The sequence below is a fragment of the Luteococcus sp. H101 genome (genome assembly GCF_038433155.1).
Taxonomy (GTDB): Bacteria; Actinomycetota; Actinomycetes; order Propionibacteriales; family Propionibacteriaceae; genus Luteococcus.
Map to the genome: position 1 here is coordinate 1 of NZ_JBCDMW010000013.1, position 12,122 is coordinate 12,122.

The window sequence follows — 12,122 nt, forward strand, 5'->3', positions numbered from 1 at the left end:
GGGGTGGTTGTTTCGAGGTTTGCTTCCGGCAGGGTGGTTTGGGGAGGGGAAGCGAGCGAGCGAGTGTCGACGAGACGCAGCGCCAGAGACTCCCGGACCGACGACGAGCCGACCCTCAACAGTGCCGGACCGACCCCTCGACAAGCTCGGGGACCGCCGATCAACCCTGCTTGAACATCTTCTGCATCTCGGGCGGCAGCTGGAAGTTCTCCATGGCCGCCGCCATCTCCGCCTCGGTGGGCTGGGCACCCGCCCCGACGCCGAAGGCCGCACCCGCGTCGACGATCTCGCTGGCGGTGGGCTTGGCCTGGGCGGCCGCGGCCCGCTTCGCGGGATTGCCGGAGACCTTCTGACCCTTCTTGTTCTTCTTGCCCTGGCTCTTGGCCTGCTTGCGGGCGCCACCGCCCATGCCGGGCATCCCCGGCATTCCGCCGCCCTTTCCGCCCATCATGCCGGCCATCGACTGCATCATCTTGCGGGCCTCGACGAAGCGGTTGACCAGGTTGTTCACGTCGCTGACCTGCACGCCGGCACCCTTGGCGATCCGGGCGCGCCGGGAGCCGTTGAGGATGGAGACGTCGTCGCGCTCGGCGGGGGTCATCGAGTAGATGATCGCCTCGATCCGGTCGATCTCCTTCTCGTCGATGTTGGCAATCTGGTCCTTCATCTGGCCCATCCCGGGCAGCATGCCGAAGATCTTGCTCATCGGGCCCATCCGGCGCAGCTGCTGCATCTGGGACAGGAAGTCACCCAGGCCGAACTCGTTGCCCTTGCCGGACATCAGCTTCTCGGCGGCCTTGCGGCTCTGCTCCTGGTCGAAGTGCTTCTCGGCCTGCTCGATCAGGGTGAGCATGTCGCCCATGTCCAGGATCCGGCTGGCCATCCGGTCGGGGTGGAAGACGTCGAAGTCCTTCAGGCCCTCGCCATTGGAGGCGAACATGATCGGCTTGCCGATCACCCGGGCGATGGACAGCGCGGCGCCGCCGCGGGCGTCGCCATCCAGCTTGGTGAGCACGACGCCGTCGAAGCCGACGCCTTCCTCGAAGGCCAGCGCCGTGTTGACGGCGTCCTGGCCGATCATGGCGTCGACCACGAACAGGGTCTCGTCGGGGGTGACCGCGGCCTTGATGTCGGCGGCCTGCTGCATCAGCGTCTGGTCGATGCCCAGACGGCCGGCGGTGTCGACGATCACCACGTCGTAGAGCTTGCGCTGGGCCTCCAGGATGGAGGCGCGCGCCACGGCGACCGGGTCGCCGATGCCATTGCCGGGCTCGGGCGCGAAGACGTGCGCCCCCGCCCGCTGGCCGACGATCTGCAGCTGGTTGACGGCATTGGGGCGCTGCAGGTCGGCCGCCACCAGCAGGGGCGAGTGGCCCTCGGACTTCAACCACATGGCCAGCTTGCCGGCCAGGGTGGTCTTGCCGGCGCCCTGCAGGCCGGCCAGCATGATCACCGTCGGCGGCGTCTTGGCGTAGCGGATGGTGCGGTCCTCGCCGCCGAGGATGTTGACCAGTTCCTCGTTGACGATCTTGATGATCTGCTGCGTCGGGTTGAGGGCGGCCGAGACCTCCTCGCTGCGGCAGCGGTCCTTGAGGTTCGCGACGAATTCCTTCACCACCGCGAGGTTCACGTCCGCCTCGAGCAGGGCGATCCGGATCTCGCGCGCGGTCGCGTCGATGTCGGCCTCGGTCAGCTTGCCCTTGGTGCGCAGCCCCTTGAAGGTGGTGGCAAGCCGGTCGGAGAGAGTGTCGAACACTGGTTGTCCTTCGCGTCAGCGGGTGCCGCGCCGCCCCGGTGGGCGCGCAGCCATCACACCAACAATACTTGCCCGGGCCCACGGGGCGTAGTGGGCCAGCCGCGGGCGGGCCGCCGCTGCCAGACGCCAGGCCGGGGCCTGCGGGTCGGGCCGGCTCAGTGCTCGTCGTCGGCCGGGCCCACCGGGCGCACCGGACGGCCGATCCATGCCGCGGCCAGCAGCACCGGCAGGCCCACGTGCCCCGCGGCCACATAGCGGAAGTCGGTGAGTGGGGCCGCCAGCAGCAGGGTGCCCACCAGCAGCAGGAAGGGAACAAAGGGCAGGGCTCCCGACGGCCGTCGGGCCAGCAGCGCCGCCAGGGCGGCCAGGGCGCACAGCCAGAAGACCAGCGGCATGCTGTAGAGCAGATTGATCCCCGGCTGGGAGGTGACCCGACGGGCGACGCGGGTGGAGACATGGTTGAGGTGCGGCACCTGGACCAGCGGCCCCAGCAGGTCGCGGGATTCCACGGTGAGCCCGGCCGCCCCCAGCGTGGTGCCCGGGTCGTGCCGGGTGAACATCACATTCGGGTCCAGGTAGCCACCCGCCAGGCCGTACCACGCCTGGGCATATTCCAGCCGGTTGGCGGGCAACACCTCCCGCCACAGGCCCATGAACTCCTCGGGATGGTGGTTCAGCCACTCGGTGTTGAACTCCTGGTCGAACTTCACGCTGTCGACGATGGTGGGGGTGAGCGTCTCCCGCATCCGCTGGACCGGCATCAGGTTGGACGCCAGCCCCTGTTGCTCCGGGGTGGTGCGGCCGTAGGCCATGGCCCAGGTGAGCTGTTGCAGCGGGAGGCCGACCGTCTCGACGTACTCGCCGGGAATCACCCCGGCCTGCCGGTAGACCGGCCCCTGGACGGCGAAGACCGTGCCCAGGGCCACGGCCCCGGCCAGCGGCAGCCGCCACCACCGCCACCCGTCGCGTCGGGGCCGCAGCAGCCGGGGCAGCGCCAAAGCCATCAGCAGGGCCACCAGCCCGACCCCCACCCAGGGGCCGTTGTTGCGGGAGAAGGCGATGGCCAGCAGCAACAACACCAGGGCCGTCAGCGGAGCCGGGCGGAGCAGCCAGGCCAGGCCGCGGTGGGCCGTCTCCGTCATCAGCAGCGCAAGCAGGGTCATCCAGAGCACGAACAGCGTGTCCTTGTGCACGGTGACCGACCACATGGCGATCTGGGGGGACAGGGCGAAGAAGACCAGGGACAGCACGGCGGGCCAGCGGCCCAGCCGGCGCCACAACCAGAGCACCACCGTCGCCAGGCCCGTGGCGAGCAGCACGGCCTGCACCACCGAGTAGATGAGCACTCCCATGGTGAGTCCGCCGCCGAACCAGCGGGCGAAGCGCATGCACTGGCCCACCCACAGGCTGAACAGCACCGGGTGATGGTTGTTCATCGGCCAATCACCCAGCCCCAGATGGAGGGAGCTCCAGGAGTCCCGCACCAGCAGGCCGGGGTAGAAGATCAACAGCCAGGGTGTCCAGGCAAGCAGCATCACCACCACGGCCGCCAGGCCGGCGGCCAGCGTCCGGCCCCGTCCCCAGCGACGCCAGCGCAGGGCACGCCGGGGTTGGCCGAGCGCCAGCAGCACCAGGACGGCCAGGGACAGCAGCACCGCCAGGTCGACGAGTGCCTGGGGCAGCCAGAGCCAGCCGGGCCGTTCGAAGGGCGGGTGCTGGGCCGGCCAGAAGTGGGCTCCCACCAGCCGGGCGAGGGTCATCACGACGGCGCAGGAACCGGCGGCCACCCAGGCCAGCCGGCTGCGCAGCTGTGGGGCCAGCAGGATGCCCAGGCTGAGCAGCAACCAGGCCAGCACCGGGTGGAGGGGGCCGGGCCCCGTGGCGACGGTATTGGGCCGGGGCTGGTTGAGGTAGCCGAACAGCAGCGCCAGGGGGATGGTGACCAGGGCGACGATCCCGACCCGGCGCAGCGGCAGTTCGCTGATCATCAGGTGCTCGCAATCAGGACGACGCCCAGCAGGATCAGCCCGACGCCGGCCAGCTTGCGCCAGGTGAGCCGCTCCCCCAGGAAGGCACGGGCGATCAGCAGGGTCCAGACATAGGTGAGGGCCGTCAGCGGCAGCACGACGGACAGGTCCAGGTGCCGCAGCACCCAGATGTTGATCAGCGCCGCAGCCAGGTAGCCGAGGCCGCCGGCGTGGAAGTGCCAGTCCGTGAGCAGGTCGCGCGAACGAGTGTTGCCGGAGGCCATCTTCAGCATCAGGCTGGCCACCGACCCCAGGATGGTCATCCCCAGCACGGCGGCCGGCAGGGCCAGGCCCAGCAGCATCTCAGGCCTCCGTCCGGGCCTGGCCGCGGGCCACCAGGGCCACTCCGGCGATCACCGCGGCGACGCCCAACAGGCGGCCGGCGGTGATCCGTTCGTGCAGCCAGCAGGCGCCCAGCACCAGGCTCAGGGCATAGGACAGGCCCAGGATGGGCTGCAGCACCGAGAGTTCACCGAAGCGGTAGGCCACCAGCATCAGCAGCGCCCCGACGGCATACAGCAGGAAGCCGACGGCGATCTGCCAGCCGGCGCCCTGGGCTCCCAGCTTCCACAGCAGCTGCCCGGTGCAGGCAAAGACCGAGGAGGCCACCATCAGCAGCACGCCCACGGCCGTGTCCGACGGACGGCTCACGAGGCAGCCCCGGTGATCGGCGTCACGGCCGGCGGGACGGGTGGGGTGGCCGGCGAGCTGGCCTCGCGCGGCTGGTCCAGCTGGGCCGTCGCCAGCCGGGCCAGGTGCTCGTGGTAGTTGGTGACCACCTCATACAGCTGCCGGTGCTTCTTCACCTCGACGTCCAGGATCAGCCCCACGGCCCAGGACAGGGCAGCCCCGATGGCCAGGGCGGTGGAGACGATCAGCGTCGGGAAACGGGGCACGGTGTGGCTGTCCAGGTATTCGGCGAAGACCGGGAGGAACATGCCCATCGAGGCCAGCCCCAGCAGGGCGGCGATGGTGCCGAAGAAGGCCAGCGGACGGTAGTCCTTGAACAGCCGGAAGATGGTGCGCAGCACCTTGAAGCCGTCGGAATAGGTGTTCAGCTTGGAGTCGGAGCCGGCCGGGCGGTCGCGGTAGCTGATCGGCACCTCCAGCACCCGGAAGTTCTTGTCGACGGCGTGGATCGACATCTCGGTCTCGATCTCGAAGCCGCGGGAGAGCACCGGGAAGCCCTTCACGAAGGACCGGGAGAAGGCGCGGTAGCCGGTCATGATGTCGGTGATGCGGGCCTTGAACAGCCAGTTGATCAGGCCGCGCACCATGGTGTTGCCCAACCCGTGGAAGGCCCGCTTGTTCTCCGTCGCGTAGGTGGTGGACAGCCGGTCCCCGATCACCATGTCCGCCTGGTCGGTGAGCACCAGCTCCACCATTCGCGACGCATAGTCGGCCGGGTAGGTGTCATCGCCGTCGATCATCACGTAGCAGTCGGCGTCGATGTCGCGGAACATGGCGTGGATCACATTGCCCTTGCCCTGACGGTACTCCCGGCGCAGGTGCACCCGCGGATCGGCGGCGGCCAGCTCCGTGACAATCTCGGCGGTGCGGTCGGTGGAGTTGTTGTCGTAGACGTAGACGTCGGCCTCGGGCAGGGCGGCGCGGAAGTCCCGGACCACCTTGGCCACCGTCACTTCCTCGTTGTAGCACGGAATCAGCACCGCGGTACGTGCCATGGGGTCCCCTCACGAGCATGACGTGCGGCGGCTGTCCGGGGGGACGGCGCGCCGGCGTCGGGTCTTCAACGCCCTGATGCTACTCGCAAGCGGCTCCTCCCGGGTGGCGACGCCCCGCCGCCACCCGGGGCGGACTTCAGCCGACGGCGGGGTATTCGTGCCAGTAGCCACCGGGGGCGAACAGGCTGTCGATCACCTGCCCCAGCAGGCCGAGCTCCTGCAGGGTGTCCAGGATGGTGTAGCGGCTGCGGATGGTCTGCGCCTGGTAGTAGGTCAGCTTCAGCTTGTCCTGGCTGATCCCGATCTGCGACGGGTGGGAGGGGCCGCCGACCTGCTGGAGCATCCGCGCCGCCTCGTCGGCGGTGACCAGCTGGGGCGTGACCCGCTCCACGATCCGGGGCCAGTGGGCCTTGATCAGCTCAATCCGCTGGCGGATCTGGTCCGGCGCGACGTACTTGGCCCGCGACTGGCCCAGCGCGGCCTCCCGGATTGCCTCGATCGGCTGCAGGGCGGCGACGCGCTGGTCATTGGCCTGGGGATCGGGCCACGCGGCCACGGCGGCGTCCACGTCCACGGCGTCGATCTCCAGCCGGAGCACCTGCTCGTAGAGGGCGCAGACCGCCACAGTGCCCAGACCCACCTTGTTGCCGTGGCTCAGCGGCGGTTCCCAGTCCAGACCGTGACCCTCCATCTCCCACTGGTGGCTGAAGTTGTGGCCGGCGCCGGAGGCGGGCCGGGAGGACTGGTGCGCCTGCATGGCCAGGCCGCTCATCAACAGGCCCTCGGCCAGTGCCTCGATCGCCTCCGGCTTGCCCGCGGCACAACCGGCCGGGTCGGCCAGTGCGGTGCGCAGGTTGCCCTGCACCAGGCCCCAGACATACTCGTCGACGGCCTCGACGCCCAGCTCGTCGGCCAGCAACCAGTCGGCACCACCGGGCACCTTCTCGATCAGGTCACCGAAGCCGGTGGCGGTCAGCCGCTGCGGCGCGGCCCCCATGATGTCCAGGTCGGCCACCAGCGCCGTCGGGGCCGGGCAGTTGCGGGTGATCTTGAAGCCGTCGCGGGTGATGGAGGCGCCGAAGGCGGCGTAGCCGTCCATGCTGGCGGCGGTGCAGACGTTCAGGTAGGGCCGGCCGAGTTCGCCGGAGGCCAGCTTGGTCAGGTCGTTCAGGGTGCCCGACGCGATGGAGACGGCCACCGCGTCGACGCCGCGCAACACCTCCCGCAGGATCTCCACATTCTCGTAGCCGGCGTACAGGGTGGGGGTGCCGGGGAAGACGTGCGGCTCCTCCAACTCCACCCCGGCACGGGTGAGGCTCTCCCGGACCTGTTCCCCGGCCACCGCCCAGGTGTTCTGGTCGGCAACCAGGATCGCGCGGGCATCACCGAAGCACTCCCGGAAGACCTGACCGGTCTGGGCGACGACGCCTCGCCCGGTGATGATGCTCTTGGTGTCGGTGGCAGTTTCCAAGGCCTGGCTGATCAACGCTGATGTCATGGCTCCATCATGCCGCGACCCCCACCGTTTTCACAGAGGGGGTCGCTAATTTCACATCCTTGGTGTGATTTTGTGGGCCGGGGGGCCGCCGCGCAATGGCCTACTCCCCCATCAGGCCGGTGACGAAGCCGTCGGCCTCGAAGGGCGCGAGGTCATCGACGCCCTCGCCCAGCCCGATCAGCTTGACGGGCACGCCCAGCTCGCGCTGCACCTGCACCACGATCCCACCCTTGGCCGAGCCGTCCAGCTTGGTCAGCACCAGGCCGGTGCACTCCACCACGTCGCGGAAGATCCGGGCCTGGACCAGGCCGTTCTGACCGGTGGTGGCATCCAGCACGAGCAGCACCTCGCTGACCGGGGCGATCTTCTCGATCACCCGCTTCACCTTGCCCAGCTGGTCCATCAGACCGGTCTTGGTGTGCAGCCGCCCGGCGGTGTCGATCAGGACGACGTCCACGCCGTCGGCGATCCCCTGCTCCACGGCACGGTAGGCCACCGACGCGGGGTCGGCGCCCTCCTCACCCCGGACGGTCTCGACGCCCACCCGGGAACCCCAGGTGGTCAGCTGCTCCGCCGCGGCGGCCCGGAAGGTGTCGGCGGCACCCAGCAGCACCGTCTTCCCCTCGGCCACCAGCACACGGGCCAGCTTGCCGCAGGTGGTGGTCTTGCCGGTGCCATTGACCCCCACCACCATCACGACGGCGGGCTTGCCGGCGGCACCGGTGAGGTTCAACGAACGGTCCATGGTGGGATCCACCAGGTTCACCAGTTCCCGGCGCAGCACGGTGGCGGCCTGGCCGGGGTCGTTCACCCCGTCGATCGCCAGTTCCTTGCGCAGGGTGCCCACCAGCTCGGTGGTGGGGCCGACGCCCAGGTCGGAGGCGATCAGCGTCGCCTCGAAGTCATCCCAGGTGTCCTCGTCCAGCCGGTCCCGGGCCAGCAGGTCCGCCAGCCCGCGGGCCAGGACATTGTTGCTGCCCGCCAGCCGTCGACGCAGCCGGGCCAGCCGGGAGCCGGCCGCCTCGGGAACCTCGATCCCCGCCTCGGGCTGCACCGGCTCCAGGTCGGAGCCCGTCTCGGGCGAGACCTCGGGGGTCGGTTCGGCCGGCGGCACCGCCCGCCGGTTGCCCGTCCAGATGACGACGGTCGCAATGAGCAGGCAGGCAATGACGCCGCCAATGATCCACCAGAAGATTTGGTCCACGTCGGCATCCTATCCAGACGTGGCGGGAGCGCCTCAGGGCTTGGTGGCGGGCACCAGGGTCTCGGGCAGCAGGTCGATCAGCGCCTGCGGCGGCTCACCCTCGCCGTTCATGTGCCGGGCGGTCTCGGCCAGGCCACCGGCCAGCCGGGGTGCGTGGTTGCCGCCGTATCCCTTCATCCCCACGACGACGACGGCGGCCACGGCCAGGGCCACGAAGAGGATCAGGAAGAGGGTGATGAGAAAGGCGGTCACTGCAGCTGCTTTCGGTCAATCCGTACGGAGGGCACCTCATATTCTGCCGCTCGTCAGAGAAGTCCAGGAACACGTCTCGCTGCCGCCGGGTGAACACACAGCAAAAACTCAGCCCACAAGCGAATGCCGAGCCCCGGCCGAGGGCTCACTCCTCGTGGTGCAGGCGCTGGCTGATCACCGTCGACACCCCGTCGCCGCGCATGGTCACGCCGTACAGCGCGTCGGCAATCTCCATGGTGCGTTTCTGGTGGGTGATCACCAGCAGCTGGGAGTTCTCCCGCAACTGCTCATAGATCCCAAGCAGCCGGCCCAGGTTGGCGTCATCCAGCGCCGCCTCCACCTCGTCCAGGATGTAGAAGGGGCTGGGTCGGGCGATGAACAGGCTGACCAGGAAGGCCACCGCGACCAGGGAACGCTCGCCGCCGGACAGCAGGGACAGGCGCTTGACCTTCTTGCCGGCCGGGCGCGCCTCCACGTCGACGCCGGTGGTGAGCCACTGGCCGGGTTCGGTGAGCACCAGCCGGCCCTCGCCGCCCGGGAAGAGCCGAGGGAAGACGTCGGCGAAGGTGCGTTCCACGTCGCCATAGGCGGCCTCGAAGACCTCCTCCACCCGCTTGTCCACCTCCTCCACGATGTCCAGCAGGTCCTTGCGGGTCTGGCGGAGGTCCTCCAGCTGCTCGGCCAGGAAGGCGTGCCGCTCCTGCATCGCGTCGAACTCCTCCAGGGCCAACGGGTTGACCCGGCCCAGCACCTGCAGGTTGCGTTCGGCCGCGCGCAGGCGCTTGGTCTGTTGCTCGCGCACGAAGGGGATCGGCTCCGGGGTCTCGTCCTCTTCGGTCAGGGCGGTGCCATCGGGGCGGGTGAGCACGGGGACGAACTGGTCCGGACCGTACTCCGCCATCAGTATCTTGGCCTCGATCCCCAGCTCGCTCATGGCGCGCTCGGCCAGGGACTCGATCCGCATCCGGACCTCGATCCGGGCCATCTCGTCGCGGTGGGCGCCCTCCACCAGCTTCTCCAGCTCCTTGGCCAATTCCCTGGTCTCCCGCCGGGCCACGCCCAGGGCTCCCTCGGCGGCGACCCGCGCGGCCTCGGCCTCATTGCGTTCCCGGGTGGCCAGGTTGCGGCTGGCGTCCACCATGGTCAGCAGCCAACCGGCGGCGGTGTGGACGGCGGAGGCGGCCTCGGCCTCGCGTCGTAGCTGGGCGGCGCGGGCGGCGGCCTTCTCCCGGGCCTGTCGTTCGGCGACGGCGGCGCGACGCAACGAGTCGGCCCGGCCGGCCAGGGCCCGGACCCTTTCCTCCGCCGTGCGCAGGGCCAGCCGGGAGTCCATCTCCTCGGTGCGGGCGCGACGGGCCTCGTCGGCGTGCCGGTCCCGTTCCGAGGCGTCGGGCTCGGCCAGATCACCCTCCGCGGAGGCATTGTCCAGCCGCTGCTCCACCTCTGCCAGCGCGGCTTCATCCTTGACCCGGGTGGACTGGGCGGCGGTGATGGACTGCTCCAGCCGGTCGGCCTCGGCGCGGGCGGAACGCTCGGCCTGGGCCAGCACACTCACCTGACGGCTCAGGTCGCCCTGCTGCTTCTCCGATTCCTTGACCGCTGCGCGGGCGCTCTGCCGCTCGGCATTGGCCTGGTCCAGCAGTTGGCTCTGCGCCTTGATCTGCCGCTCCAGGTCTGCGATGACGGCCTGGGCATCCTCCAGGTCGCTGCGCGCCTGGTCCACCGCGGCCTGGATCTCCAGCAGCGACGAGCTGGAGGCCGATCCGCCGCTGACGAACCAGGAGGAATAGACGTCACCGTCGCGGGTGACGGCCGCCAGATCCGGATTCTGGGCCACCAGCGCGACGGCCGCAGCCGCGTCGTCCACCAGCACGACGTGCCCCAACAGTCGCTCGAGCGCAGGCTGCAGCGGCTCGGCGACGCTGATCGCGTCCAGGGCGCCGCGCTGCCCGTCGGGGATCTCGGTGACGCCCGAGCGGCTGGCGCCCTCCAGCAACAGTCCGGCGCGGCCCAGCTCGCCGCTCTTGAGGTGCTCGACGGCGGCGGTGGCGGCCGCCAGCGAATCCAGCGCGATCGCCTCGGTGGCGCTGCCCAGCGCGGCGGCGACGGCGGTCTCCCAGCCGGCCTCGACGCTGATCAGCTCGGCCAGCTGGCCCAGCACGCCCCCGAGCTGGTCGCGCGCGGCCAGCAGGGCCGCCGGGGCATCGGTGCGGTCCAGGCCCATTTCCAGCGCATCGATCCGGGCGGCCAGACCGGCCCGATCCTGCCGGGCCTGCTGCTCCGCGCGACGCAATTCCTGGATGGCGGAGCCCAGCTCGGAAACCCTCTCGGTGGCCCGCTGCTGGGCGGCCACCAGCTCGTCCCCTCCGCCCCGGTGCTCGTCGGCGCGCCGCTGGGCCTCGGCGAGATCGGCGGCGGCCTGGTCGGCGCGGGCCAGGGCCTCGTCGCGCTGGGTGGCCAACCGCTCGGCCTGCTCCGCGCTGGCGCCCAGCCGGGACTTCAACGAGTTCACCTGGCCGGTCAACCGGGCCAGGCCCTCGCGCCGGTCGGCAATCGCGCGCAGCGCGGCGGCATGGGCCTGGTCGGCCTCGGCGTGCGCCTTCTCCGCGGCCGTGCGGCGCAGTTGGGCGTCGGCCAGCTTCTGCGCCAGGGCATCCACCTCGGCCCGCAGCTGGTTCTCCTGTTCCCGAGCGTCGGCGGCCTCGCGCTCCAGCTGCTCCGGGTCCCGGCCGGGACGGCCCAGCTCGGGCTGGGCGTCGGCGTGCCGCATCCGCTCGGCGGCGATCTGCTGCGTGGTGGTGACCCGTTCGCGCAGGGCGGCCAGCCCGTACCAGGTGTCCTGGGCCCGGTTGAGCCGTGGTTGGGCCTCGGCCACCCCGAGTTCGGCGGCCAGTTCGTTCTCCCGGGCGGCCTCCAGCCGAGCCTCGGCCTTCTGCCGGGCCTCGTTCAGCGCCTTCTCGTCGGCCAGGTCGGTCTCCAGGGCCAGCGTCGCCTGGGTGAGGTCGTCGGCCAGCAGGCGGGCCTTGGCGTCGCGCAGCTCGGCCTGGATCACGGCGGCCTTGCGGGCCACCTCGGCCTGCCGGCCGAGCGGTTTGAGCTGGCGTCGGATCTCCGCCACCAGGTCATTGACCCGGTCCAGGTTGCCCTGCATGGACTCCAGCTTGCGCAGCGCCTTCTCCTTGCGCTTGCGGTGCTTGAGGACACCGGCGGCCTCCTCGATGAAGCCGCGGCGGATCTCCGGGGTGGCCTGCAGGATGGTGTCCAACTGCCCCTGACCGACGATCACGTGCATCTCCCGGCCGATGCCGGAATCGCTGAGCAGTTCCTGCACGTCCAGCAGCCGGGCGTGCTGACCGTTGATGGCGTACTCGCTGCCGCCATTGCGGAACATGGTGCGGCTGATGGTCACCTCGGTGTACTCGATCGGCAGGGCGCCGTCGGTGTTGTCGATGGTGAGCACCACCTCGGCCCGGCCCAGCGGAGCCCGGCCGGAGGTGCCGGCAAAGATGACGTCCTCCATCTTGCCGCCGCGCAGGCTCTTGGCCCCCTGCTCGCCCATCACCCAGCTCAGGGCGTCCACCACATTGGACTTGCCGGAACCATTGGGCCCGACGACGCACGTGATCCCGGGCTCGAAGTTCAACGTCGTGGCGGACGCGAAGGACTTGAAGCCGCGCAGGGTGAGGCTCTTGAGGTACAC

9 protein-coding genes are annotated in these 12,122 nt (G+C 70.3%); all 9 read right to left on the reverse strand.

Translation table 11 applies throughout. The annotated features are described in order from the left end of the window. Positions 1-160: 160 nt before the first annotated feature. The 9 genes from ffh to smc all read right to left on the reverse strand — a co-directional run bounded on the left by ffh (position 161) and on the right by smc (position 12,122). The gene (gene ffh, locus AAEX60_RS04390; protein ID WP_342101476.1) at positions 161-1,756 is read right to left on the reverse strand and encodes a signal recognition particle protein; all 1,596 of its coding nucleotides are present in this window, start codon (positions 1,754-1,756) and stop codon (positions 161-163) included. A gap of 155 nt (positions 1,757-1,911) precedes the next feature. After that, a complete protein-coding gene (locus tag AAEX60_RS04395) occupies positions 1,912-3,744 on the reverse strand; it encodes a DUF6020 family protein (protein ID WP_342101477.1) in 1,833 nt (610 codons plus the stop codon). Then, positions 3,744-4,085 carry an EamA family transporter gene (locus AAEX60_RS04400; protein WP_342101478.1) on the reverse strand — a complete coding sequence of 114 codons (342 nt, stop codon included), beginning with the start codon at positions 4,083-4,085 and terminating at the stop codon, positions 3,744-3,746. The genes AAEX60_RS04395 and AAEX60_RS04400 overlap by 1 nt, the downstream gene beginning before the upstream one ends. Position 4,086: 1 nt before the next feature. After that, positions 4,087-4,434 carry an EamA family transporter gene (locus tag AAEX60_RS04405; RefSeq protein ID WP_342101479.1) on the reverse strand — a complete coding sequence of 116 codons (348 nt, stop codon included), beginning with the start codon at positions 4,432-4,434 and terminating at the stop codon, positions 4,087-4,089. Then, positions 4,431-5,468 carry a glycosyltransferase family 2 protein gene (locus AAEX60_RS04410; RefSeq protein WP_342101481.1) on the reverse strand — a complete coding sequence of 346 codons (1,038 nt, stop codon included), beginning with the start codon at positions 5,466-5,468 and terminating at the stop codon, positions 4,431-4,433. Before AAEX60_RS04410 ends, AAEX60_RS04405 begins: the two co-directional genes overlap by 4 nt. A gap of 136 nt (positions 5,469-5,604) precedes the next feature. Next, on the reverse strand, positions 5,605-6,966 hold the full coding sequence (locus AAEX60_RS04415) for a sn-glycerol-1-phosphate dehydrogenase (RefSeq protein WP_342101483.1): 1,362 nt from the start codon (positions 6,964-6,966) through the stop codon (positions 5,605-5,607). Between the two features lie 100 nt (positions 6,967-7,066). Continuing rightward, positions 7,067-8,170, reverse strand: a complete 1,104-nt coding sequence (gene ftsY, locus AAEX60_RS04420; RefSeq protein WP_446721260.1) for a signal recognition particle-docking protein FtsY — start codon at positions 8,168-8,170, stop codon at positions 7,067-7,069. Positions 8,171-8,203: 33 nt separating this feature from the next. After that, positions 8,204-8,422: a hypothetical protein gene (locus AAEX60_RS04425; protein WP_342101485.1), complete on the reverse strand. Its 219-nt coding sequence runs from the start codon at positions 8,420-8,422 to the stop codon at positions 8,204-8,206. A gap of 145 nt (positions 8,423-8,567) precedes the next feature. After that, positions 8,568-12,122 carry a chromosome segregation protein SMC gene (smc, locus tag AAEX60_RS04430; protein ID WP_342101486.1) on the reverse strand — a complete coding sequence of 1,185 codons (3,555 nt, stop codon included), beginning with the start codon at positions 12,120-12,122 and terminating at the stop codon, positions 8,568-8,570.